Annotated in this window: 21 protein-coding genes; 4 read left to right on the forward strand and 17 right to left on the reverse strand. The window is 71.2% G+C overall.

Going from position 1 to position 24,948, the window contains the following annotated elements; genetic code table 11:
• Positions 1-227: 227 nt before the first annotated feature.
• From ACFRIC_RS07410 to rsmH, 16 genes are all read right to left on the reverse strand, one after another.
• Positions 228-1,514, reverse strand: coding sequence for a DivIVA domain-containing protein (locus ACFRIC_RS07410; RefSeq protein WP_382780887.1), 1,287 nt, complete (start codon positions 1,512-1,514; stop codon positions 228-230).
• A gap of 55 nt (positions 1,515-1,569) precedes the next feature.
• Positions 1,570-1,857 carry a YggT family protein gene (locus ACFRIC_RS07415; RefSeq protein ID WP_339128866.1) on the reverse strand — a complete coding sequence of 96 codons (288 nt, stop codon included), beginning with the start codon at positions 1,855-1,857 and terminating at the stop codon, positions 1,570-1,572.
• A gap of 52 nt (positions 1,858-1,909) precedes the next feature.
• Entirely contained in the window at positions 1,910-2,551 is a 642-nt protein-coding gene (locus ACFRIC_RS07420; protein WP_382780890.1) for a cell division protein SepF, read from the reverse strand.
• Positions 2,552-2,680: 129 nt separating this feature from the next.
• Complete coding sequence (locus tag ACFRIC_RS07425) at positions 2,681-3,400, reverse strand: YggS family pyridoxal phosphate-dependent enzyme (RefSeq protein WP_382780894.1); 720 nt, start codon at positions 3,398-3,400, stop codon at positions 2,681-2,683.
• A gap of 6 nt (positions 3,401-3,406) precedes the next feature.
• Positions 3,407-4,144 carry a peptidoglycan editing factor PgeF gene (pgeF, locus tag ACFRIC_RS07430; RefSeq protein WP_382780897.1) on the reverse strand — a complete coding sequence of 246 codons (738 nt, stop codon included), beginning with the start codon at positions 4,142-4,144 and terminating at the stop codon, positions 3,407-3,409.
• The gene (gene ftsZ / locus ACFRIC_RS07435; RefSeq protein ID WP_382780899.1) at positions 4,141-5,334 is read right to left on the reverse strand and encodes a cell division protein FtsZ; all 1,194 of its coding nucleotides are present in this window, start codon (positions 5,332-5,334) and stop codon (positions 4,141-4,143) included. The genes pgeF and ftsZ overlap by 4 nt, the downstream gene beginning before the upstream one ends.
• A gap of 275 nt (positions 5,335-5,609) precedes the next feature.
• Positions 5,610-6,395, reverse strand: a complete 786-nt coding sequence (locus ACFRIC_RS07440; protein ID WP_382780902.1) for a cell division protein FtsQ/DivIB — start codon at positions 6,393-6,395, stop codon at positions 5,610-5,612.
• 25 nt (positions 6,396-6,420) lie between these two features.
• On the reverse strand, positions 6,421-7,512 hold the full coding sequence (murG, locus tag ACFRIC_RS07445) for an undecaprenyldiphospho-muramoylpentapeptide beta-N-acetylglucosaminyltransferase (RefSeq protein ID WP_382780904.1): 1,092 nt from the start codon (positions 7,510-7,512) through the stop codon (positions 6,421-6,423).
• A gap of 6 nt (positions 7,513-7,518) precedes the next feature.
• On the reverse strand, positions 7,519-8,880 hold the full coding sequence (gene ftsW, locus ACFRIC_RS07450; protein ID WP_382780907.1) for a putative lipid II flippase FtsW: 1,362 nt from the start codon (positions 8,878-8,880) through the stop codon (positions 7,519-7,521).
• A gap of 68 nt (positions 8,881-8,948) precedes the next feature.
• Complete coding sequence (gene murD, locus ACFRIC_RS07455; protein ID WP_382780910.1) at positions 8,949-10,376, reverse strand: UDP-N-acetylmuramoyl-L-alanine--D-glutamate ligase; 1,428 nt, start codon at positions 10,374-10,376, stop codon at positions 8,949-8,951.
• Entirely contained in the window at positions 10,358-11,431 is a 1,074-nt protein-coding gene (gene mraY / locus ACFRIC_RS07460) for a phospho-N-acetylmuramoyl-pentapeptide-transferase (protein ID WP_361686155.1), read from the reverse strand. The genes murD and mraY overlap by 19 nt, the downstream gene beginning before the upstream one ends.
• On the reverse strand, positions 11,428-12,834 hold the full coding sequence (murF, locus tag ACFRIC_RS07465; RefSeq protein WP_382780914.1) for a UDP-N-acetylmuramoyl-tripeptide--D-alanyl-D-alanine ligase: 1,407 nt from the start codon (positions 12,832-12,834) through the stop codon (positions 11,428-11,430). The genes mraY and murF overlap by 4 nt, the downstream gene beginning before the upstream one ends.
• Positions 12,835-12,838: 4 nt before the next feature.
• Positions 12,839-14,506, reverse strand: a complete 1,668-nt coding sequence (locus ACFRIC_RS07470) for a UDP-N-acetylmuramoyl-L-alanyl-D-glutamate--2,6-diaminopimelate ligase (protein WP_382780917.1) — start codon at positions 14,504-14,506, stop codon at positions 12,839-12,841.
• 57 nt (positions 14,507-14,563) lie between these two features.
• Positions 14,564-16,528 carry a peptidoglycan D,D-transpeptidase FtsI family protein gene (locus ACFRIC_RS07475; protein ID WP_382780920.1) on the reverse strand — a complete coding sequence of 655 codons (1,965 nt, stop codon included), beginning with the start codon at positions 16,526-16,528 and terminating at the stop codon, positions 14,564-14,566.
• Positions 16,529-16,533: 5 nt separating this feature from the next.
• The gene (locus tag ACFRIC_RS07480) at positions 16,534-17,052 is read right to left on the reverse strand and encodes a septum formation initiator family protein (RefSeq protein ID WP_382780923.1); all 519 of its coding nucleotides are present in this window, start codon (positions 17,050-17,052) and stop codon (positions 16,534-16,536) included.
• Positions 17,053-17,266: 214 nt separating this feature from the next.
• Positions 17,267-18,274, reverse strand: coding sequence for a 16S rRNA (cytosine(1402)-N(4))-methyltransferase RsmH (gene rsmH, locus ACFRIC_RS07485; protein ID WP_382780926.1), 1,008 nt, complete (start codon positions 18,272-18,274; stop codon positions 17,267-17,269).
• Between the two features lie 425 nt (positions 18,275-18,699).
• On the opposite strand from rsmH, the gene ACFRIC_RS07490 reads away from it, so the two are divergent.
• The 4 genes from ACFRIC_RS07490 (at position 18,700) to ACFRIC_RS07505 (ending at position 24,266) form a co-directional block, all read left to right on the forward strand.
• Entirely contained in the window at positions 18,700-19,248 is a 549-nt protein-coding gene (locus ACFRIC_RS07490; RefSeq protein WP_382780929.1) for a beta-class carbonic anhydrase, read from the forward strand.
• A gap of 262 nt (positions 19,249-19,510) precedes the next feature.
• Positions 19,511-20,545, forward strand: a complete 1,035-nt coding sequence (locus ACFRIC_RS07495; RefSeq protein ID WP_382780931.1) for an AAA family ATPase — start codon at positions 19,511-19,513, stop codon at positions 20,543-20,545.
• The gene (locus tag ACFRIC_RS07500; protein ID WP_382780934.1) at positions 20,545-21,906 is read left to right on the forward strand and encodes a DUF58 domain-containing protein; all 1,362 of its coding nucleotides are present in this window, start codon (positions 20,545-20,547) and stop codon (positions 21,904-21,906) included. The genes ACFRIC_RS07495 and ACFRIC_RS07500 overlap by 1 nt, the downstream gene beginning before the upstream one ends.
• Positions 21,903-24,266 carry a DUF3488 and DUF4129 domain-containing transglutaminase family protein gene (locus tag ACFRIC_RS07505; protein WP_382780937.1) on the forward strand — a complete coding sequence of 788 codons (2,364 nt, stop codon included), beginning with the start codon at positions 21,903-21,905 and terminating at the stop codon, positions 24,264-24,266. Before ACFRIC_RS07500 ends, ACFRIC_RS07505 begins: the two co-directional genes overlap by 4 nt.
• A 278-nt stretch (positions 24,267-24,544) precedes the next feature.
• On the opposite strand, the gene ACFRIC_RS07510 is transcribed toward ACFRIC_RS07505, so the two are convergent.
• Complete coding sequence (locus ACFRIC_RS07510; protein WP_355775083.1) at positions 24,545-24,943, reverse strand: DUF3040 domain-containing protein; 399 nt, start codon at positions 24,941-24,943, stop codon at positions 24,545-24,547.
• Between the last annotated feature and the right edge of the window lie 5 nt (positions 24,944-24,948).

Raw genomic sequence — 24,948 nt, forward strand, 5'->3', positions numbered from 1 at the left:
GTTCCCGTCCCTGGGGCCGAGGGGGGGGAGGATTCCGCTGGTGGCGTCACCGGGGGTTCGTACGGGGCGTTCGGGGACCGCGGGGCACGAGAAGGTCCACTCGGCCCCGCCGGTGGCTCCTGGGCCCCGTACAGCCCGTTCGCGGGTACGCAAAAGGGCGGGGCCCCCGGATCTCTCCGGGGGCCCCGCCCTGAATGCTGCCGACGCCTATGGCGTGCGAGCCGCCGTCAGTTGTCGTCCTCGTCGATGAGGAACCCGCGCATCGGCGAGGGCGCCTGCTGCATCGGCGACGGGCCCTGGGGCCGCACCGGAGCCATCGGCTGGGTCATCGCGGGCGACATCTGCTGCTGCCCGCCGTAGGACGGTCCGCCCTGCGACGGTCCACCCATGCCCTGGTTGCCGCCGTAGGACGGCGCACCGGCACCCGCGGGAGCCATCGACGGCGCGGAGGACGCCGGCAGGGACGCGGCGGCCGGCGTGCGCGGCGGGGCGAGCGAGTCGTCCGCCTGCGTCTCGAGCTGGCGGAGCTGCGACTCCAGGTAGGACTTCAGACGCGTGCGGTACTCGCGCTCGAAGCCACGCAGGTCCTCGACCTTGCGCTCCAGCGTGGCGCGGGCGGACTCCAGGGAGCCCATCGCGACGCGGTGCTTCTCCTGCGCGTCCCGCTCCAGGGCGTCGGCCTTGGCACGGGCGTCCCGCTCCAGACCCTCGGCGCGGCTGCGGGCCTCACCGACGATCTTGTTGGCCTCGGAGCGCGCCTCGGCGATCGCCTGGTCGGCGGTCTGCTGAGCGAGCGAGAGGACACGCGCGGCGCTGTCGCCACCGGGGCCCTGCTGCTGCATCTGCTGACCGGGGCCGCCCATGGGGCCACCCATCGGACCGCCCATGGGACCGCCCATCGGGCCACCCATGGGACCGCCCATGGGGCCACCCATCTGCTGCATCTGACCGGGACCCTGACCCATGGGGCCCTGGCCCATCGGACCCTGACCCATGGGGCCCTGGCCCATGGGGCCGCCCATCTGCTGCATCTGACCGGGACCCTGGCCCATCGGGCCCTGGCCCATCGGACCCTGACCCATGGGGCCCTGGCCCATCGGACCCTGACCCATGGGGCCCTGGCTCTGCGGGCCGCCCTGGCCGCTGGGGCCGGCGGGCAGCGCGGGAGCACCGCTCGGGAGCTGAGGCGGACCGCCCATGGGGCCGCCCATTCCCTGCGGCGGACCCGATATCCCGGCGGGCACAGGAGCGCCGGGCCCACGCATACCCTGCGGCGGGCCCTGCTGGTCCTGCTGCTCCGGCGGTTTGCGCATACCCTGCTGCTGCTGGTTCTGCGCGGCCGCGCGCGTGGCGGCGGCCAGCTTGGCGCGCAGGTCCTCGTTCTCGCGGAGCAGGCGAGTCAGTTCGGCTTCGACCTCGTCGAGGAAGGCATCGACCTCGTCCTCGTCATAGCCTTCTCGGAGGCGGACGGTCGTGAACTGCTTGTTCCGCACGTCCTCGGGGGTCAACGGCATCTCTTCACCTCAACGTAGTCGTCGGCATTCGGCAAGACCGTATCGTTCACATCGCTCACATCAAGTTCTGCGTAAGTCTGATCAAGATGAAGACGATGATCATCAGCACGAAGAAGGACAGGTCAAGCGCCACGCCCCCGAGACGCAGCGGCGGAATGAACCGCCGCAGAAGCTTGAGCGGTGGATCGGTGACAGTGTAGGTGGCCTCCAGAACGACCACCATCGCCTTGCCGGGTTGCCATGAGCGGGCGAACTGGAAGACGTAGTCCATGACCAACCGGAAAATCAGCACGATGAGGAAGCACATCAGCGCGATGTAGAAGACCTGCCCGACCACGCTCATGATCCGTGCTTCCCTCTCCCCTGTTTTCCCTACGGTGTTCCGGTCCTGCGTCTCAGCTCTGGTTGAAGAACCCGCCCTCTGCGATGCGGGCCTTGTCCTCCGCCGTGACATCGACGTTAGCAGGCGACAACAGGAACACCTTCTGCGTCACCCGCTCGATGCTGCCGTGGAGACCGAACACCAAACCGGCCGCGAAGTCGACAAGTCGCTTCGCGTCGGTGTCGTCCATCTCGGTCAGGTTCATGATCACCGGGGTGCCCTCACGGAAGTGTTCCCCGATGGTACGGGCCTCGTTGTACGTCCGGGGGTGCAGCGTGGTGATCCGGTACGGCTCTCGTTCCGACACGACCTTGGGCATGATCACCGGGGCGTTCTTCTCCAAGCTCTGACGTTCTTGTGTGATGGACGCCACGGGGGCGATGCGCGCCGGACGCCCGGACTCCGCGGCGAGCGACGCGGAATGCGGCACCGGGTCGCGGGGCGCCGAGGGCTGTACCACTCGTACCGATTCGTCCCTTTGGGACGCGTGCACCTGGTGTGACTGGTGCGGCGGTTCGTGCCGCCGCCGGTCACGCTCGGGCTCAGGGTCGAGCTCGGGCTCGAAGTCGTCGTCGGGGTCGAATCCTCTGCCGTCGTACCCATCGTCCTCCACGAGGCCGAGGTAGACCGCCATCTTGCGCATCGCGCCGGCCATGCTCTGAGTCCTCCGCTCTGTGGTGGATCGGCTGACGAACTGCCAAGTGCCCGCGATCCACGAGGTCGTTATGCCCGCATTTGGCGGTAATGACCATATTTTCTGCTGTGGTCCGACTTCTTGGCGACGTTACCGGAGGCCGGGTCGGACTCCGAGTACCGCAGTACCGACGCGTACATGTGTCGCTCCGGCCGCCACAGCCTGTTCGAGATCCGAGCTCATCCCTGCCGAGACCATGTTCGCAGCCGGATGGTCCCGGCGCACGGCAGTCGACAAATCCATCAGCCGCTCGAACGCCTGTTGTTGGCGCCCCGCGTACGCGCCGGTGAGCGGAGCCACTGTCATCAGTCCGTCGAGCCGCAGTCCCGGGGAGTCCGCGACGAGTCCGGCCAACTCCTCGACCCCGCCGACCCCCACGCCGCCGCGCTCGCCCCGTCCGCTCTCCTGCGCGTCCAGGGCGACCTGGATGAGGCACCCCAGTTCGCGTTCCGCCCGTACCGCTTCCTTCGAGAGAGCGGTGACGAGCCGGGACCGGTCGACGGACTGCACGAAATCCGCGTAACCGACCACAGAACGCACCTTGTTGGTCTGCAATTGACCGACAAAATGCCACGACAGCGGCAGATCCGAGCACTCCGCGCTTTTGGGCGCGGCGTCCTGGTCCCGGTTCTCGGCCACGTGACGCACACCGAGTTCGGACAGGATCCGCACATCGCTCGCGGGATAGGTCTTGGTGACCACGATCAGGGTCACCTCTTCACGCTTGCGCCCGGCGGCCGTGCACGCCTCCGTGATGCGCTCTTCCACTTTCGCCAGATTCGCGGCGAGTTGAGCCTTACGGTCCGTCATGCCCCATCAGTCCAACCAGACGTAACCGGCGAGCCGCCCGGTCGTTCGGTCCCGTCGGTACGAGAAGTGGTCCCCCGATTCGATCGTGCACACCGGCGACTGCTCCCGGTCGCGCACTCCGAGCCGTTCGAGCTGCGCGTGCACCCCGGCGGTCACGTCGACCGCGGGCGTTCCCCAGCTCGTCTCGGCGTACGCCGCGGGTTCCACGGCGGCGACCTCGGCGCGCATCGCCTCCGGCACCTCGTAGCACCGCCCGCAGACGGCGGGTCCGGTGCGGGCGACGATCCTGGCCGGGTCGGCGCCCAGTTCCACCATGGCCCGTACGGCCGCGGGAACCACGCCGGCGACCATGCCGGGCCGTCCCGCGTGCGCCGCGGCGGCCACCCCGGCGACGGGGTCGGCCAGCAGGACGGGCGTGCAGTCGGCGGTGAGGACGGCGAGCGCCAGCCCCCGCCGCGCCGTGACGAGCGCGTCGACGGCGGGGATCTCCGAGGCGCCCCAGGGCTCCTCGACGACCGCCACGTCGGGCCCGTGCACCTGGTTCATCCAGACGACCCGGGCCGGGTCGAGCCCGAGCGCCTTCGCGGCCAGTTCCCGGTTGGCGCGTACGGCGCCGGGGTCGTCGCCGACCGCCCCGCCGAGGTTGAGCTCCTCGTACGGAACGGCGCTCACCCCGCCCCACCTGTCGGTGAAGGCGAAGTGGGCGCCGCTCACGGTGCTCGCGGCGGAGCGCTGTCCTATCACTTCAGGAAGTCCGGCACGTCCAGTTCCTCGGCCGCGCTGTCCGAGTAGGAGCGGGACGGCGGGACCGGCGGGGACACCGGCAGCTCGCTGACCGGCTCCGGGGCGGGCTCGGGAGCCGGCTCCTTGGGCGTGACGCTGCCGAGCGTCCCGAAGGACGGGCGGCTCTCGGCCGGACGCGACGGGGCGGGGTCCTCGCGCCGGGCCGAAGCCGAGCCGAGGACGTTCTCGCGCTTGGCCGGGGGCTGACCGCCGTCGAAGCCGGCGGCGATGACGGTGACCCGCACCTCGTCGCCGAGGGCGTCGTCGATCACCGCGCCGAAGATGATGTTGGCCTCGGGGTGCGCCGCCTCGCTGACGAGCCGGGCCGCCTCGTTGATCTCGAACAGGCCGAGGTCGGAGCCGCCGGAGATGGACAGCAGGACGCCGCGGGCGCCGTCGATGGAGGCTTCCAGCAGGGGCGAGGAGATGGCCATCTCGGCCGCCGCCACCGCACGGTCGTCGCCGCGGGCGGAGCCGATGCCCATGAGCGCCGAACCGGCCTCGGACATGACGGACTTGACGTCGGCGAAGTCGAGGTTGATCAGACCGGGCGTGGTGATGAGGTCGGTGATGCCCTGGACGCCGGAGAGCAGGACCTGGTCCGCCGACTTGAAGGCGTCGAGGACCGAGACCTGGCGGTCCGAGATGGACAGCAGCCGGTCGTTCGGGATGACGATGAGGGTGTCGACCTCTTCGCGGAGTTCCGCGATGCCGTCCTCGGCCTGGTTGGCGCGGCGCCGGCCCTCGAAGGTGAACGGGCGGGTGACCACGCCGATGGTGAGGGCGCCCAGCGAGCGGGCGATGTTGGCCACGACGGGCGCGCCGCCGGTGCCGGTGCCGCCGCCCTCGCCGGCCGTCACGAAGACCATGTCGGCCCCCTTGAGGACCTCCTCGATCTCCTCGCGGTGATCCTCGGCGGCCTTGCGGCCGACTGCCGGGTTGGCTCCGGCCCCGAGGCCGCGGGTGAGTTCCCGGCCGACGTCGAGCTTGACGTCGGCGTCGCTCATCAACAGCGCCTGCGCGTCGGTGTTGATGGCGATGAACTCGACGCCCTTGAGACCGACCTCGATCATCCGGTTGATGGCATTGACACCACCGCCGCCGACACCGATGACTTTGATGACTGCGAGGTAGTTCTGCGGTGCTGCCACGTCGAAGGCCTCTCGCCTCGAGTTACGTGTCGTCGCCTCGCGTGCTCGCGATCCGACGACTGATGCCGAATGGGACGGTCCGAACGCCGACCCGAACCCTAACGCTGAAGTTTAGGGTTACCAGTGTGTCTGTTCCTTGGACTCTTCCGAACAGGACACTAAGTCGACAAGTGGCGCGCGTTCAACGAACACGCCGAACCTCCCGTTTTTCTTTTCACCCTATGTGATCAGGCCTGGCACTGCCCAACCAGGGTGCTGGCCTGCACCGATGCGGGTCAACTGCTCGACGATGCGGGGGCGGTGGGGGCACTTACGTCGAAGTGCCGGGCCCCGGAATCGGCTTTCATGAGAGCAAGGAGCGTCCTGGCCTTCGCCCGGCCCTTCTCCGCGCTGCCCCACGCGACGGTCCTGCCGCCCGTCAACTCCAGCGAGACGGCGTCGTAGGAACGGACCTTGACGGTACGGGTGTCACGGGCGACCCGGTCCGGGATGTCCCCGGCGATCCGCACCGCCTCGCGCACGAGCCGGCCGGCGGGGAAGCGCCGCGCCGCGGCGCCGTTCGAGACCGCCAGCTCCAGGACGGGCACGCCCTTCGGGGCCTGTGAAACGGTGGCGAACCGGACACCCTTGGCGTCCACTTCGACGAACTTCGCGCCTTTTCGGACGATGAGGACGGGAGTTCGTTCGGTCACCGTCAGACCGATTCCGTGCGGCCAGGACCGGTCGACCTCGACCGAGTCGATCCGGGGCAGTTCCCTGAGCAGCCGCGCCTCGATGGCGTCCGTGTCGACGGAGACCAGCGGCGATCCGACCGGCACGCCGGCCGCTTCGCGCACCTGGGCGGGGGTCAGCACCCGCGTCCCGGAGACGGTCACGCGTTCCGTGCGCAGCCAGGAGGAGCCGTAGAGGATCCACACCGCGGCGGCTCCGGCCAACACCACGGCGAGCAAAAGGATGATGAGCCTACGAAGGCGGCGGAGCCGCCCGACGAGGGGCGGCCGGGGCGGGCCGGACTCCAGCTTCTGCCGTTCACCGCGCTCGGCGGTACTCGGTCCGGCCACGCTCCCTGCCTTCCCTCATGCGGTCCTAGCGGTGACGCGAGGCGATCGCCTCGTACACCATGCCGACGAGCAGGTCGTCGGCGTCACGGCGGCCGAACTCACTGGCGGCGACCGACATCTCGTACAGCCGGTGCGGGTCGGCGAGCACGGGCAGCACGTTCTGCTGCACCCACTGCGGGGTCAGCTCCGCGTCGTCGACCAGCAGTCCGCCACCGGCCTTGACCACCGGCTGGGCGTTCAGCCGCTGTTCGCCGTTGCCGATGGGCAGCGGGACGTAGGCGGCGGGCAGTCCGACGGCGGAGAGTTCGGCGACGGTCATCGCGCCCGCGCGGCAGAGCATCATGTCGGCCGCGGCGTACGCGAGATCCATCCGGTCCACGTACGGTACCGGGATGTACGGGGGCATCCCCGGCATCTGGTGCACCTGCGGCAGTTCGTTCTTCGGGCCGACCGCGTGCAGGATCTGGATTCCGGCCTGCTGGAGGTACGGAGCCGCCTGCTGGACCACCTCGTTGAGGCGGCGGGCGCCCTGCGAGCCGCCCGACACGAGCAGCGTCGGCAGGTTCGGGTCGAGCCCGAACGCGGCGCGCGCCTCGGGCCGCACGGCGGCGCGGTCGAGGGTGGCGATGGTGCGGCGCAGCGGGATGCCGATGTAGCGGGATCCGCGGAGCTTGCTGTCGGGCGTGGAGACGGCGACCTGGGCCGCGTACCGCGATCCGATCTTGTTGGCGAGTCCGGGCCTGGCGTTGGCCTCGTGGATGACGATCGGCACGCCGAGGCGCTTGGCCGCCAGGTAGCCGGGCAGGGCCACGTAGCCGCCGAAGCCGACGACCGCGTCCGCCTTGGTCCGCTCCAGGATCTGCTCGACGGCCTTGATCGTGCCGCGCAGCCGCCCGGGGACGGTGATCAGCTCGGGGGTGGGCTTGCGCGGCAGCGGTACGGCCGGGATCAGCGCCAGTTCGTAGCCGCGCTCGGGTACGAGCCGGGTCTCCAGGCCCCGTTCCGTGCCCAGGGCCGTGATTCCCACGGTGGGGTCCTGCCTGCGCAGGGCGTCCGCGAGGGCGAGCGCGGGCTCGATGTGGCCGGCGGTCCCCCCGCCGGCGAGTACGACATGCACCGAAATTCACCGCTCTCCGGACGAACGCGCCGCAGAGGCACGCCGTCGCATCGTGTTCCATCTCCGGGGCCCCGCGGCCCTTGCGGACTCTCTCACCGCACCCCGCTTTCTGCCAAAGCGGGGTTGCCGCATGGCGAGAGCCGCCCGCGCAGCGGGGTCGTCACGCGCGAACGCGATCAAGAGCCCGATGGCGAACATGGTCGGCAGCAGGGCGGAACCCCCGTAGGAGAACAGCGGGAGCGGGACACCGGCGATCGGCAGCAGACCGAGCACCGCACCGATGTTGATCACGGCCTGGGCCGTGATCCAGGTGGTCACGCCTCCCGCGGCATACCTCACGAAGGGGTCCTCCGTGCGTCCGGCCACGCGGATACCCGCATAGCCTAGAGCCGCGAAGAGGGCGAGCACCGACAGCGTCCCCGCGAGGCCCAGTTCCTCCCCAGTGATGGCGAAGATGAAGTCGGTGTGCGCTTCGGGCAGTTGGCCCCATTTCTCCACGCTGGCACCGAGGCCGGAACCGAAGAGCCCGCCGGAGGCGAGGGCGTAGATGCCGTGCACGGCCTGCCAGCAGGTGTCGTGCGGCCCCGGCTCGGTCGCGCCGATGCACGCCAGCCTGGACATGCGGTTGGGGCTCGTCTTGATGAGCAGGAAGCCGATCGCCAGGGCGACGGAGAGCACGCCCACGAACAGCCGGGTGGGCGCTCCGGCCAGCCACAGCAGCCCGAACAGGATGGCCGTGAGGATGATCGCGGTTCCCATGTCCCCGCCGAGCATGATCAGGCCGAGCAGCATGAAGGCGGCGGGCACGAGCGGCACCAGCATGTGCTTCCACTGGGTCAGCAGCCGCTTGTCCTGCTTGCGGGCGAGCAGATCGGCTCCCCAGAGCACGAGCGCGAGCTTGCCGAACTCGCTGGGCTGGATCTGGAACGAGCCGCCCAGCGAGATCCAGTTCTGGTTGCCGTTGACCGAGAGCCCTATCCCGGGCACTTGCACGAGGACCATCATGAAGACGGCGCCCGCCAGGATCGGGTAGGCCAGCGCCCGGTGCAGCTTCACCGGCATCCGGGAGGCGGCGAACAGGAGCACACCGCCGATCAGGGCGGCCAGGAACTGCTTGCGGAAGAAGAACGACCCGGGCAGCGAGAGCTGAAGCGCCGTGATCTGCGAGGCCGAGTAGACCATCACGAGTCCCAGCACGGTGATCAGCAGGCTGCCGCCGAGGATCAGGTAGTACGCGGTCAGCGGCCGGTCCCAGGCCTTGCGGGCCCGCAGGTACAGACGGCGCACGGGATTGTCGCGGGACGCCCCGGCGGCGGCGGGCCGGCCGGCCCGCCGCACGGGAGGGCGGCCGGTGCGGCTAACCGGCATCGGAGTCTTCGGTCCACAGCGATGTCACGCGTCCGTCCCTCCCAGCTTCGCCCGGCCAGGCAGCCGGGTCAGGCGCCGAGTTCGCGGACCGCCTCCGCGAACGCGTCACCGCGCTTGTTGTAGTTGGCGAACATGTCCATGGACGCGCAGGCCGGGGCCAGCAGGACCGTGTCCCCGGGCTCGGCGAGCCTCCTGGCCTCCTGGACAGCCGCGAGCATCGCCCCAGTGTCGGTCCGGTCGAGGTCGACGACCGGTACCTCGGGGGCGTGTCGCGCCAGGGCTTCGCGGATCAGCGCGCGGTCCGCGCCGATCAGGACGACGCCCCTCAGCCGCTTCGCCGACCGGGCGACCAGTTCGTCGAAGGTCGCGCCCTTGGCGAGCCCTCCGGCGATCCACACGATCGACTCGTAGGCCGCCAAGGAGGCTTCCGCGGCATGCGTGTTGGTGGCCTTGGAGTCGTCGACGTAGGCGACCTCGTCCACGTCGGCCACGTGCGCGATGCGGTGGGCGTCCGGGGTGAAGGCCCGCAGTCCGTCCCGTACGGCCTTGGGAGGCACCCCGAAGGCACGCGCGAGGGCCGCCGCGGCAAGGGCGTTGGCGACGTTGTGCGGGGCGGGCGGAGTGACGTCGGAGACCTCCGCCAGCTCCTGGGCGTTGCGCTGCCGGTCCTCGACGAACGCGCGGTCGACCAGGATGCCGTCCACGACGCCGAGTTGGGAGGGTCCCGGGGCGCCGAGGGTGAAGCCGACGGCGCGGCAGCCCTCCTCGACGTCCGCGGCGCGCACCAGGTCCTCGGTGGCCTTGTCGGCCACGTTGTAGACGCAGGCGATGCGATTGCCCTCGTAGATACGGCCCTTGTCGGCGGCGTACGCCTCCATGGAGCCGTGCCAGTCGAGATGGTCGGGCGCGAGGTTCAGCACGGCCCCGGAGTGGGCGCGCAGCGAGGGCGCCCAGTGGAGCTGGTAGCTGGAGAGTTCGACCGCGAGGACGTCGTACTCCTCCTCGCCGAGGACGGCGTCGAGGAGCGAGACGCCGATGTTGCCGACGGCCGCGGTGCGCAGTCCGGCCGCCTTCAGGATGGAGGCGAGCATCTGGACGGTCGTGGTCTTGCCGTTGGTGCCGGTGACCGCGAGCCAGGGAGCCGGCTTCCTGCCGTCCAGTTCCCGCAGCCGCCAGGCGAGTTCGACGTCGCCCCAGACCGGGACGCCCGCCGCGGCGGCCGCGGTGAACAGCGGCTTGTCCGGCTGCCAGCCGGGCGCGGTCACGATGAGCTCGGTGCCCTCGGGCAGGGTCGCGCCGTCACCGAGGCGCACGGTGACGCCGAGTGCCTCGAGGTCCGCGGCCTGTGCACGGGCCCGTTCGTCGTCGCCGTCGTTGACGACGGTGACGAGGGCGCCGAGGCCGTGCAGGACCTTGGCCGCCGGGATGCCCGAGACGCCGAGGCCGGCGACGGTGACGTGCTTTCCCTGCCAGTTGGTCACTTCTTGGCTGCCCATCCTGCGTAGAAGAGGCCGAGTCCGACGATCACGCAGATGCCCTGGATGATCCAGAATCGGACCACCACAAGGACTTCGGACCAGCCCTTGAGTTCGAAGTGGTGCTGGAGCGGAGCCATCCGGAAGACACGCTTCCCGGTCAGCTTGAAGGAGCCGACCTGGATGACCACCGACATGGTGATGAGGACGAACAGGCCGCCCATGATGGCCACCAGCAGCTCGGTGCGGGAGAGGATGGCCAGGCCGGTGAGGACACCACCGAGGGCGAGCGAACCCGTGTCACCCATGAAGATCTTGGCGGGCGACGTGTTCCACCACAGGAAGCCCAGGCAGGCACCCATCAGGGCGGAGGCCACCACGGCCAGGTCGAGTGGATCGCGCACCTCGTAGCAGGCGCCCGGGTTGGTCAGGGTCGTCGCGTTGGCGCACGACTCCTGGAACTGCCAGACGCCGATGAACGTGTAGGCGCCGAAGACGAGGACGGAGGCGCCGGTGGCCAGACCGTCCAGACCGTCGGTCAGGTTCACGCCGTTCGACATCGCGAGGATCATGAACAGCGCCCAGATCACGAACAGCACCGGGCCGATCTTCCAGCCGAAGTCGGTGATGAACGACAGCTTGGTGGAAGCCGGGGTGTTGCCTCGGTTGTCGGGGAACATCAGGGCCAGCACCGCGAAGGAGATGCCGACGATCAGCTGTCCCGCCATCTTCGCCTTGGCCCGCAGACCGAGCGAACGACGCTTGACGATCTTGATGTAGTCGTCCAGGAAGCCGACCATGCCCATGCCGAACATCAGGCCGAGGACCAGCAGACCCGAATAGGTGGGCGGGTAACCGGTGATGAGCTTGCTCAGGAAGTACGCGGCGATCGTCGCCAGGATGAAGGCGATACCACCCATCGTCGGCGTACCGCGCTTGCTGGCGTGCTCGCGCGGGCCGTCGTCGCGGATGTACTGGCCGTAGCCCTTGCGGGCCAGCAGCTTGATCAGCAGCGGAGTGCCGGCCAGGGTCAGGAACAGACCGAGGACTCCCGCGAACAGGATCTGCTTCATCATCGGGCGGAAACCTCACCCTCGGTACCGTCGGCGAGCAGCGCGAGCGCCACCCGTTCCAGCCCGACGGACCTGGACGCCTTCACGAGCACGACGTCCCCTGGGCGCAGCTCGCTGCGCAACAGGTCGACAGCCGCCTGTGCGTCGGACACGTGCACCGACTCCTCACCCCACGAACCCTCGTTATATGCGCCCAGTTGCAGCCAGGACGCTTCCCTGCCCCCGACCGCGACGAGCTTGCCGACATTGAGCCGGACGGCAAGCCGTCCGACCGCGTCGTGCTCGGCGAGCGCCTCGTCCCCGAGCTCGGCCATCTGACCGAGCACCGCCCACGTACGACGCCCCTTGCCCATCGCCGCGAGCGCGCGCAGGGCGGCCCGCATGGACTCGGGGTTCGCGTTGTAGGCGTCGTTGACGACCGTCACGCCGTCCGGACGCTCGGTGACCTCCATCCGCCAGCGGGAGAGGGAGCCCGCCTCGGAGAGCGCGCGGGCGATCTCGTCTGCGGACATGCCCAGCTCATGGGCGACGGCGGCCGCGGCGAGCGCGTTCGACACGTGGTGCTCACCGTACAGGCGCATGGTCACATCACTGCACCCGGAGGGTGTGCGAAGGCTGAAGGAAGGCTGTCCGCTCTCCGTGAGCCGGACGTTCTCGGCCCGTACGTCCGCTTCGCCGGACTCTCCGAAGAGGAGCACGCGCGCCTTCGTGCGCGATGCCATGGCGCGTACGAGGGGATCGTCGGCGTTGAGGATCGCGGCGCCGTCCTCGGGGAGGCTCTCGACGAGCTCGCCCTTTGCTTGCGCGATCTGTTCGCGGCCGCCGAACTCGCCGATGTGGGCGGTGCCGACGTTGAGGACGAGGCCGACCTTCGGCGGGGTGAGCTCCGTCAGGTAGCGGATGTGGCCGATGCCGCGGGCGCCCATCTCCAGCACGAGGAACTTCGTCTCCTCGGTGGCGCTGAGCGCGGTGAGCGGCAGTCCGATCTCGTTGTTGAGGGAGCCGGGGGTGAAGACGGTCGGCGCCTTGCTCCGCAGCACCTGGGCGATCAGGTCCTTGGTGCTGGTCTTGCCCGCGGAGCCGGTGAGGGCCACGAGGGTCGCGCCGAGCCGTTCGACGACGTGCCGGGCGAGGGCGCCGAGGGCCCTCTGCACGTCGTCGACGACGATGGCGGGCACGCCGACGGGGCGGGACGCCAGGACGGCGGCCGCTCCGGCCTCGATCACCGCCCGGGCGTAGTCGTGGCCGTCCACGCGTTCGCCGACGAAGGCGACGAAGAGGCTGCCGGACTCCACTTCACGGGAGTCTCTGACGACCGGTCCGGTGACCTGTAGCTCCGGATCCGGTATGTCGTACGTCTGCCCGCCGACGACTGCTGCGATCTCGGCGAGAGAGAGGGCGATCACAAGTTCATCCCTGGGTCTGCTGGATAGCTTCGCGAAGCACCTGGCGGTCGTCGAAGGGACGCACCACCCCGGCGATGTCCTGGCCCTGCTCGTGGCCCTTGCCCGCGACCAGCACGGTGTCGCCCGGCTTTGCGCGCGCGACGGCCGCGGCGATGGCGGCGGCCCGGTCCTCGAAGACCTGGACCTCGCCCCGCTCGTGGGCCGGCACCTCGGCGGCGCCCGCGAGCATCGTGGCGAGGATCGCGAGCGGGTCCTCGGAGCGGGGGTTGTCGGAGGTGAGGACGGCGGTGTCGGCGAGCCGGGCCGCGGCCGCGCCCATCGGCATCCGCTTGGTCTTGTCACGGTCGCCGCCGCAGCCGAGCACCACGTGCAGCCGGCCCTCGGTGACCTTGCGCAGGGCGCGCAGGACGGATTCGACGGCGTCCGTCTTGTGGGCGTAGTCGACGACGGCGAGGTACGGCTGGCCCTCGTCGACCCGCTCCAGCCGGCCCGGGACCCCGGGGACGGCGGCGATTCCGTCGGCCGCGGTCTGCGGGTCGATCCCGGCGGCCGCGAGGGCGACGATCGCGGCGAGCGTGTTCGCCACGTTGAAGGGGCCGGCGAGCGGCGAGCGGGCGGTGATCCGCTCGCCCTTGGGGCCGACCGCGGTGAACGTCGAGTCCATCGGGCCGACTTCGACCTCCTCGGCGCGCCAGTCGGCGTCCGGGTGGCCCTCGGCGGAGAAGGTGACGACGGGGACGGTGGCCTCCCCCGCGAGCCTGCGGCCGTACTCGTCGTCGAGGTTCACGACGCCGAGCCGGCTGCGCCTGGCCGTGAAGAGCTGGGCCTTGGCCTGGAAGTAGTCCTCCATGCCCGTGTGGAACTCCATGTGTTCCGGGCTGAGGTTGTTGAAGACGGCGACGTCGAAGACGCAGCCGTCGACGCGGCCGAGGACCAGCGCGTGGCTGGAGACCTCCATCGCGACCGAGTCGACCCCGCGCTCGCGCATGACCGCGAACAGGGCCTGGAGGTCGGTGGCCTCGGGTGTGGTGCGCTCGGACTTGATGCGCTCGTCGCCGATGCGCATCTCGACCGTGCCGATCAGGCCGGTGGAGCGCACGGTCCGCAGGCCGCCCTCGACGAGGTAGGCCGTCGTGGTCTTGCCCGAGGTGCCCGTGATGCCGATCTGGAGGAGATCGCGTCCCGGGTGGCCGTAGATGGTGGCCGCGAGTTCGCCCATCGATCCGCGGGGGTCCTCGACGACGAGGACCGGCAGGCCGGTGGCCGCGGCGCGGTCGGCGCCGGTCGGGTCGGTGAGCACGGCGACCGCGCCGAGGCCGGCGGCCTGGGTCACGAAGTCGGCGCCGTGCAGACGGGCGCCCGGCAGCGCCGCGTACACGTCGCCGGGTCGCACCGCCCGGGAGTCATGGGTGATGCCCGTGACCCCGGCGCCGCTCTCCGGCTTCTCGGCACCCAGCTGATCGGCGAGCTCCGCGACGGGGGTGGCGGAGACGTGAACCGGACGCGGCGGCCCCGGATATGTCACAGGGACGCCCTTCTGGGTGGTTTGGGACTGATCAGCTTGTGGCACGGCGGTGAGCGTACCGGGCTCACCCCCGCCGGGGCGAAGCGAGGGCGCGGACGGGGTGTGCGGGGAGCGCTGGTTCCCGGGGTCCGGGGTGATCGTTGTCACGAGTGGTTCCTGGTCCGTTGTGCGGGGTCGCCGGTCACGGCGTGCGGTCGGGGGCGGTCACGGTGTGTATTCGACGGGCAGCCGGGCCGCGTGGGTGCCGGTGGGCGGGACCTGAAGGGTCTTCAGGGCGAACTCCATCACCTGCTTGAAGACGGGTCCGCAGATCTGGCCTCCGTAGTAGAGGCCCTTCGTGGCGTTCTGGATGGCGCAGTAGACGGTGATCCGGGGCTTGTCTGCGGGGGCGAATCCGGCGAAGGAGGAGGTGTAGCCGTGGTACTTGCCGGTGGCCGGATCCACGCGGTTGGCCGTACCCGTCTTGCCCGCGACCCGGTACCCGGGGATGCGTGCCTTGATGCCGGTGCCCTGCTCGTCGTCCACGACCGACTCCAGCATCTGGGCGAGGGTCTTCGCCGTCTTCTCGCTCACGACCCGGGTCTTCTTCGGCTCGGCGGCGGGGGTGAAGCGGCCGTCGGGCCCCTTCGTGCCGCGCACCAGGGTCGGCTCGACGCGGACGCCGCCGTTGGCGATCGTCGAGTAGACGGAGGCCGCCTGCATCGCGTTGATCGACACGCCCTGGCCGAAAGGGATCGTGTACTGCTGCGAGGTGGACCACTTGTCGGCGGGCGCGAGGATGCCCGCCGTCTCGCCGGGGAAGCCGAGCCCGGTGTGGCTGCCGATGCCGAACTTGCGCAGGTACGAGTAGAGGACCTGGTTGGCCTGTTTCTGGGTCTTGCCGAGCTGACCGGTCGCCAGGATGGTGCCGATGTTGCTGGACTTGGCGAGCACGCCGTTGAGCGTGAGGTGCCAGGTCTTGTGGTCGACGTCGTCCTGGAAGAGCCGGTCGCCGCGGTGCAGCCGGTTGGGTACGACGACATGGGTCGCGGGGGTCGCCGCGTTCTCCTGGAGGACGGCGGCCATCGACATCAGCTTGGCGGTGGAGCCGGGCTCGTACGCGTCCTGGAGGGCCGCGTTGCCCATGGCCGCCGCGTTGGCCTGGGTGAGGTCGTTCGGGTCGAAGCCGGGCGCGTTGGCCATGGCGAGGATCTGGCCGGTCCTCGTGTCCTGCACTATCACGTAGCCGCGGTCCGCCTTGGACTTCTTCACCTGCTCGGTGATGGCGTCCTGCGCGGCCCACTGGATGTCCCGGTCGATGGTGAGCTCGACGTCGGAGCCGGCCACGGCGGGGGTCTCGGTGGAGCCCACGGTCGGCACCTGACGGCCCCCGGACTGGGCGTAGCGGATCTTGCCGTCCTTGCCGGTGAGCTCCTTGTTCAACTGCTGCTCGACACCGCCGCCGCCCTTGCCGTCGGCGTTGACCCAGCCCAGTATCCCGGCGGCCAGGTCGCCGTTCGGGTACACGCGCTTGCTGGCCGGTACCGCGAGGACGCCCGCGAGGACGTTGACCGTGTTGCGGTCCGTCTCGGCCTTGGTCCCGAGCGTGCTCTTGAGGTCCTTGATCTGCTGCCAGACCTGGGGGGTGCGGCGGTGCGCGAGGAGGACGTAGCGGGTGTTCTTCGTCCGCAGCTTCCTGGCGACGGTGTCGACGTCCTGGCCGATGATCGGACCGAGGAGGGCCGCGGCCTGTTCGGGGGCGTCCCCCGTCTTGGTGGCCTCGCGCGTGAACATCGTCGGGTCCGCGGTGATGTCGTACGCGTCCACGCTCGTCGCCAGTTCGACGCCGTCGCGGTCGGTGATCCCGCCGCGCTCGGCGGCCAGGGTGCGCCCGACGTAGCGGTTCTGCTCGGCCTTGGCGGCGTAGGTGCCCGCGTCCACGGCCTGCACCTGCAGCAGCCGCACCACGAACGCGATCATCACCAGCGTCAGCGCGAGGCTGACCATGCGCAGACGGGGGCGCGGGCTGCCGAGCCGGATGAGGCGGGGGCCGTCGGCGCGGCCGTCGGAGCGGTTGGCGGCCGGGCGGCGCCCCGGGCGGGCACCCGGCCCCGGGCGGTTCCGGCCCGCCGGACGTGCGGGCCTGGCGGGGCCGGGCACGCGGCGGCGCGGCGGTTCCCTGTCGGACACTTCCGTCACCTGCCAGGGGTCGTGGAGGGCTGTGGGGAGGCTGCCGCGGAGGGCTGCCGCGCGCCGGGGGACGGTGTCGCGCTCCGCGCCGGGGCCCGGCTCGGGGTGCGGGCCGGGGCGAGGACCTCGGGCGGGGGGACCATCGGGGCCCGCGCGGCGGAACCGGCGGCCCCGGGAACGCCCTTGACGGTGCCGTCGGGGCCGAGGAAGGCCGGGTCGCCGCCGGGGACCATGCCGAGTTCGCGGGCGCGGCGCTGGAGGGCGTCGGGGGCCGAGTAGGCGTCCACGTCCCGCTGGAGGGCCTGTTCCTCGTCGGTGAGGCTCTTCGTCTCCTTCTGGAGGTCGTCGAGGCGGAACGCGCCTTCGCTGAGCGCCGAGTTCAGCACCAGGAGCCCGATGAGGCCGCCGCCGAGGAGCAGGACCACCAGGAGGACGAAGGGGGTGCGGGCGGCCTGTCCGGCCCCGGTCGGCAGGAGCCGCGCGAGCCGGGCGGCCCGCCCCCTGAGTTCGGGTCTGCCGCTCACGCGCCCTCCCTGTGGCTCTGGTCTGCCGCCTTCACGGCCGCTCCATGGGTCCGGTTCCCCTACTCACGAATCCACCGCCGGTTCGGTTCCCGGCCCCGGCCGGCCGCCGCGGGTCCAGCCGCCCGGTGCCCGCCCTCCGGCGGGTCCGGGAAACGGGCCCGGGGCGTCGCGCGAGTCCGGGTGTCCGCCTCACGGCCTCTCCTTCTCCCCGCGCCTACTCGGCGGATTCCTCGCGGATGCGCTCTGCTCCCCGCAGCCGGGCGGGAGCGGCCCGCCGGTTCTCGGCCACCTCCTCCTCGGTGGGAAGTTCGGCACCGCGGGTGAGGAGCTTGAGCCGGGGCTGGTAGCGCTCGGGGACGACGGGCAGTCCGGGCGGCGCGGTGTTGGCGGCTCCGGCCGCGAACACCTGCTTGACCAGCCGGTCCTCCAGCGAGTGGTACGACAGGACGGCGATCCGGCCGCCGACGGCGAGCGCCTTCACGGCCGCGGGAATCGCCCGCTCCAGGACGCTCAGTTCGCCGTTGACCTCGATGCGCAGCGCCTGGAAGGTGCGCTTGGCGGGGTTGCCGCCGGTGCGCTTGGCGGCCTGGGGCAGCGCGTCCCGGATCAGCTCGACGAGCCGCGCGCTGTTGGTGAAGGGCTCCTTCTCGCGCTCGCGCACGATCGCGGAGACGATCCTCTTGGCCTGCTTCTCCTCGCCGTACGCCCGCAGGATCCGCACCAGTTCGCCCGGCGGGTAGGTGTTGAGGACCTCGGCGGCGCTCATGCCGGTCGTCTGGTCCATGCGCATGTCGAGCGGGGCGTCCTGGGCGTAGGCGAACCCGCGGTCGGCCTCGTCGAGCTGCATGGAGGAGACGCCGAGGTCGAACAGGATGCCCTGGACGCGCGGGGTGCCGAGGCGGTCGAGCACGTCGGGGAGTTCGTCGTAGACGGCGTGCACCAGGTCGGCGCGGGTGCCGTAGGGGGCGAGGCGCTCTCCGGAGAGGCGCAGCGCCTCCTTGTCACGGTCCAGGGCGACGAGCCGCACTCCGGGGAACCGGGTCAGCAGCGCCTCGCTGTGACCGCCGAGTCCGAGGGTGCAGTCGACGACCACGGCTCCCGGCTCGGTGAGGGCCGGGGCCAGCATGTCCAGGCACCGGTCGAGCATGACCGGGACGTGTCGGCCGCGCCCCTCCGGTCGCCCGCTGTCACCCTCGTCGGGAAGCGCTTCGCGCCCTTTCATTCCGGGCCCTCTCAGGTCCGGCGCGGCCCTACGCACCGCCGGGTCCCCACCCGCTCGGGAAGGGGAGGCCGCCGGCGCCGGATGAAGGGCGTCGGCCGACCGGGAGCGGGAGGAGGCCGAGCCGTACGTACGCGCCGCGCACGCGGGGAGACTCCGGAAGGTCGCCGGGTCTCCTGGGGAAAACAGTGCAGCGGGGAGAGCCTCGCCTCCCGCTTCGCGTCACTTTAGTCCACGGTGTCTCGCGGTCAACCAACCGGCATGCGCGTCGCGGACGGCGCTCGGACCGAAGCCGCGGATCAGGAAGAATCACCCGAACGGGCAGGCCGTCACCGCCCGTGTGGATTACCTCACAACAAGCCGCGATGACATTCTTTGTCCCCTCTCACAACAGGCCTCGCCCGGGCGTGACCAGTAACGTCGCAGTCATGACGACTTCCGCATCCGTTCCCACCGAACCCGAAGACGCCATAGACGCGGAGCGCTCGGTGACCGACCGCCTCGTGGACGCGAACGGGAAATACGCCGCGGCCTTCACCGACCCGGGCATGGACGCCCGCCCCGTGCAGCGGGTCGCCGTGGTCGCGTGCATGGACGCCCGCCTCGACCTGCACGCCGCGCTCGGCCTGAAGCTGGGCGACTGCCACACCATCCGCAACGCGGGCGGCGTGGTCACCGACGACGTGATCCGCTCGCTCACGATCAGCCAGCGCGCCCTCGGAACCCGCAGCGTGGCCCTCATCCACCACACCGGCTGCGGCCTGGAGTCCCTCACGGAGGAGTTCCGGCACGACCTGGAGATGGAGGTCGGCCAGCGCCCCGCGTGGGCGGTCGAGGCCTTCCGGGACGTCGACCAGGACGTACGGCAGTCGATGCAGCGGGTGCGTACCTCCCCTTTCCTGGTGCACACCGACGACGTGCGCGGCTTCGTCTTCGACGTCACGACCGGTCTGCTGCGGGAGATCGACCCCGCCTGATCCGCCCCGGCGGGAGCCCCGGTCGCCGGCCCTCCGCAGCTCGTGGGACCCTCTCCCCACAAAAACCCCGGCCGTCCGGTGCCCAAAGAGCCGTAAGAACTGACATATCGCGGCCACTTGTCCACAGGCGGATGACACGAACCGGTAACGGCAACAAGAATGCGGGTGTGGCGTCACGCGGAACCTTTCGCGCGTGGTGCCCGTGTTTCGGGGTGGGCCGGTCCGCACAGGGCGTCGGCCCGAACGGGCCTAGGAGGGCCGGGTGACGACCTATGACGATCGTGCGAGCCTGACGGATCTGACCGCCACTGCGGAGCGTGTCCGCGGTTCGGTGGAAGGAGTGATCGAAGGCAAGCCTGAGGTCGTACGGCTTTCGCTGACCGTGCTGCTGGCCGAGGGCCATCTTCTGATCGAGGATGTCCCCGGCGTCGGCAAGACCATGCTCGCCAAGGCGCTGGCGCGTTCCATCGACTGTTCGGTGCGGCGCATCCAGTTCACGCCCGACCTGCTGCCCTCGGACATCACGGGTGTGTCCATCTGGGACCAGCAGCGCCGGGACTTCGAGTTCAAACCGGGGGCGATCTTCGCGCAGATCGTGATCGGCGACGAGATCAACCGCGCCTCGCCCAAGACGCAGTCCGCGCTCCTGGAGTCGATGGAGGAGCGCCAGGTCACCATCGACGGGCAGACCTACGAACTGCCCAGCCCGTTCATGGTGGTGGCCACCCAGAACCCGGTCGAGATGGAGGGCACCTACCCGCTGCCGGAGGCCCAGCGCGACCGCTTCATGGCCCGTGTCTCCATCGGCTACCCGAGCGCGGAGGCCGAACTGCAGATGCTGGACGTCCACGGCGGCGTGAGCCCGCTGGACGACCTCCAGCCGGTCGCCCACGCGCACGACATCGTGAAGCTGATCGACGCGGTCCGCACGGTCCACGTCGCCGACCCGGTGCGCCGCTACGCGGTGGACCTGGTGGCGGCCACGCGCACCCACCCCGACCTCAGACTCGGCGCCTCACCACGCGCCACGCTGCACCTGCTGCGCGCGGCGAAGGCGTCCGCGGCTCTCAGCGGGCGGGAGTACGCGCTGCCGGACGACGTGCAGGCCCTGGCCGTCGCGGTTCTGGCCCACCGCCTGCTGCCCACGGCACAGGCGCAGTTGAACCGCCGCACGTCCGAGCAGGTCGTCCAGGAGATCCTCCAGCGCACCCCGGTGCCCGCGGCTCCCCAGCAGCCCGGCCTCTCGATGGGCCGGGGGGCGCCCACGTACGGTCAGCAGCCGCCCCGGAGGCTGTGATGACGCAGGCGAGCGCGGGCCACACCGCCGAGGACAAGGGCGGGCTGCGCACCGCGCTCGCCGGTCTCACCACGCGCGGCCGCTCGTTCCTGGCCGCGGGAGTGGCCGCCACGATCTGCGCGTACGTCCTCGGGCAGGGCGATCTGCTGCGGGTCGGGCTGCTCCTGGCGGTGCTGCCGCTGGTCTGCGCGGCCGTTCTGTACCGCACCCGCTACCGGGTCGCGGGCAGCCGCAGGCTCTCCCCCGGGCGGGTGCCCGCGGGCTCCGAGGCCCGCGTGCATCTGCGCATGGACAACGTCTCGCGGCTGCCCACGGGGCTGCTGATGCTCCAGGACAAGGTGCCCTACGTCCTCGGTCCGCGGCCCCGCTTCGTGCTGGACCGGGTCGAGGCGGGCGGCCGCCGCGAGGTGTCCTACCGCGTGCGCTCGGACCTGCGCGGCCGCTATCCGCTCGGTCCGCTGCAACTGCGGCTGACCGACCCGTTCGGGATGTGCGAGCTGACCCGCTCCTTCTCGGCGTACGACACCCTGACCGTCATACCCCGCGTGGAGGCGCTGCCTCCGGTGCGGCTGACCGGTGAGGCCAAGGGGTACGGCGACGGGCGGCAGCGCTCCCTCGCCCTGGCCGGCGAGGACGACATCATCCCGCGCGGGTACCGCTACGGCGACGACCTGCGCCGCGTGCACTGGCGGCTGACCGCCCGCTACGGCGAGCTGATGGTCCGCCGCGAGGAGCAGCCCCAGCGTTCGCGCTGCACCGTGCTGCTGGACACCCGGGGCGTCGCCTTCCAGGGCTCGGGCCCCGACTCGGCCTTCGAGTGGGCCGTCTCGGGAGCGGCCTCCACACTGCTGCACATGCTCGAACGGGGCTTCTCCGTGCGTCTTCTGACGGACACCGGCAGCTCGGTGCCGGGCGAGGGCGCCGACGGGTTCGCGGGCGCGAGCCAGGAGTCGGCGGACGCGGCCGGGATGATGATGGACACGCTCGCCGTCGTCGACCACTCGGACGGCACGGGTCTCTCCCGCGCCTACGAGGTGCTGCGCGGCGGCAACGAGGGACTGCTGATCGCCTTCCTCGGCGATCTCGACGAGGAGCAGGCGACCGTGCTCGGCAAGATGCGCCAGCGCAGCGGCGGGGCCGTCGCGTTCCTGCTCGACAGCGAGTCCTGGGTCAGGGAACCGACCGAGGTGCCCGGCCCGTCGGACGAGGGAACGGACCCGCTGCGCATGCTGCGCGAGGCGGGCTGGACCGCCGTGACGGTGCCGCGGGGGGCGTCCGTCGCCGACCTGTGGCGCGAGGCGGACCGCCTGCGCACCCACGTGGCGGCGACGGGGACTACTGCGGGGGGTGGTGGCGCGTGAGCGGGCGGGCCAGGCTGGCGCTGTACGCGGCGGCGGCCACACTGATGACGTCGTGCGCGCTGCTGCCGCTGGTGAGCCCGGCGACGTGGATCTTCCAGGCGGCGTTCCTGCTGGCCGTGCAGACCGGTGTCGGCGCGCTGACCCGGCGGGTCCCGCTGGCCCGGCCGCTGACGGTGGCGGCGCAGGCGCTGGTGACGCTGATGCTGCTGACCCTGGTCTTCGCCCGGGGGCAGGCCCTCGCCGGGATCGTCCCCGGACCCGAGGCCTTCCAGCACTTCTCGGCACTGCTCCAGGCGGGCGCCGACGACGTCGGCAGATACTCGATCCCCGCTCCGCTGTCGGACGGGATCCGGCTGATGGTGGTCGGCGGCGTCCTGGTGATCGGGCTCGCGGTGGACACCCTCGCGGTGACCTACCGCAGCGCCGCGCCCGCCGGTCTGCCGCTGCTCGCCCTGTACTCGGTCGCCGCGGGCCTGTCCGGCGGCGGCGCGGCCTGGCTGTGGTTCCTGCTCGCGGCCGCCGGCTATCTGATGCTGCTGCTGGCCGAGAGCCGGGACCGGCTCTCGCAGTGGGGCCGGGTCTTCGGCGGGGCGGCCCGCGGTCCGGGTCCGGAGTCCGCGAGCGGTGCCGTCGCACCCGTCCGCACCGGCCGGCGGATCGGCGCGGTCGTGCTGGGCGTCGCCCTGTTCGTGCCGCTCGCGCTGCCCTCGCTCGACGGCGGTCTGCTGGACGGCGCGGGCCGGGGCATCGGCAACGGCACCGGGGGCGGCGGCACGATCGCCGCGGTGAACCCGCTGGTCTCGCTCCGCGACAGCCTGAACGTGGACGAGGACCGCACGGTCATGACGTACCGCACGAACACCGGGGACACCCAGAACCTGTATCTGCGGATCGTCTCGCTGGACGACTTCGACGGCACCGCCTGGAAGCCGGCGCAGCGGCACATCGTGGACGTGCCGAAGACGTTCCCGGCGCCGATCGGTCTGTCCGGCGAGGTGAAGCGGGCGACGATCCGGACCCAGATCGCGGCGGCCGACTGGTACGCGCAGGACTGGCTGCCGATGCCCTATCCGGCCAGCAAGGTGGACATCAAGGGGAGCTGGCGGTACGAACCCGTCGGGCGCACCCTCGTCGGCGACCACGGACAGAACACCCGTGGCGCGCGGTACGAGGTCACCAGCCTGATGGTGGAGCCGACCGCGCAGCAGCTCGCGAGCGCCCCGGAGGCCTCGCCGGCGATGAAGCGCGAGTACACCAAGGTCCCGGAGTCGCTCCCCTCGATCGTGGCGAAGACGGCCCGCAAGGTCACCGCGGGCTCGGCCAACCACTACGAGCAGGCGGTCAAGCTCCAGGACTACTTCGCGGTCAGCGGCGACTTCCGCTACAACACCCAGGTGCAGGCCGGCAGCGGCTCCACCGCGATCGCGAACTTCCTGAAGGAGAAGGAGGGCTTCTGCGTCCACTTCTCCTTCGCGATGGCCTCGATGGCGCGCACCCTCGGGATTCCGGCCCGTGTCGCGGTCGGCTTCACGTCGGGGACCCCGCAGGCGGACGGTTCGATGGCGGTCGGGCTGCGGGACGCGCACGCCTGGCCCGAGCTGTACTTCGAGGGCGTGGGCTGGACCCGCTTCGAGCCGACCCCGAGCCGGGGTTCGGTGCCGTCGTACACCCAGACGAACACCCCGGGCGAGATCGAGCCCGCGGCCCCGAAGCCGACGTTCTCGACGTCCGCCGCGCCCTCGGCGGAGCCGTCGGCGACCGAGAGCTGCTCACCGCAGCTCCGGAAGCTGGCGGCCTGCCCGGACCAGTCCCCCGCGGCCGCCGTCGGCGGCGAGGACGACATCTGGCCCACGATGAAGAGCGTCGGGCTGGCGCTGGCCGGGCTGCTGGTGCTGGGTCTGCCGCTGCTGCCCATGCTGTGGCGGATACGGATGCGGGAGGTCCGTCTGGGCGGCCACGGCCGCTCCGAGGCGGAGGTGGCGGCGCACACGCTGGGCGCCTGGTCGGAGGTGACCGACACGGCGTGGGACTACGGGATCGCGCCGCAGGAGTCGCAGACGCCGAGAAAGGCGGCCGAGCGGATCGTCGAGCTCGGGGGCCTGGATCCGAAGGCCGAGGCGTCGGTGCACCGGCTGGCCGCGGCCGTGGAGCAGGTTCTCTACGCTCCGCATCCCCGGCCGGTGGCGGGCCTCGCGGACGACGCGCGCCGGGTCGGGAAGTCCTTCCGGACGACCGCGAGCCGTGCCGCGCGGCTGCGCGCTCTCCTCGCACCCCGTTCGGCCGTCCGGGTGATCTGGACGGTCTCGGCCGCCTGGACGACCCTGAAATCCCGCCGCCACCCCACCAGCCAGAACACCTGACCGCGCGGCTGTGGGCGCTCGTCCCGCAGGGCGGGACGGGTGGGCACAGCCACCGGCGCCGGGTGCCAGGGACCGTGGTGCCCGGTGACGGGTGCGGGTCCCACGGAACGTGGTTCCCGGTGACCGGGCCGGCAGGACGCCTCCGGGTCAGCAGGGAGGCAGAACGCCGGGGCCAGGCGGCAGCCCCGCAGGGGCCGATCGCGTACGCGTGAGGGGGCGTCCACCCGGTCCGGGTGGACGCCCCCTCACGTGTTGAGTCTGCGGACGAGGCCGAGGGCTCAGTGGCCGCCCTGCTCGTCGCGACGACGCTGCCAGCGCTGTTCGATCCGGTCCATCATGGAGCGGCGTTGTCGCCCTTGCCGACGAGCGGCGGACGAACCCGGAACGGTCGGCTGCTCACCCGGCTTGGGAGCTTTGCGCCAACCGGTGACGGCGAGCACCGCACAGCCCAGCATGACGAGGAAGCCCACCACGCTCAGCCAGATCTGAACCGCGACCATTCCAGCCATGAGGAGCGCGATACCCACCAGGAAGCCCGCGACCGCCTGGTAGACCCGTCGCCGGGTGTACGTACGCAGCCCGCTTCCCTCAAGCGCTGTCGCGAACTTGGGATCTTCGGCGTACAGCGCTCGCTCCATCTGCTCGAGCATTCGCTGCTCGTGCTCCGAGAGCGGCACGGAGT

This window comes from Streptomyces sp. NPDC056738, assembly GCF_042790435.1.
Taxonomy (GTDB): Bacteria; Actinomycetota; Actinomycetes; order Streptomycetales; family Streptomycetaceae; genus Streptomyces.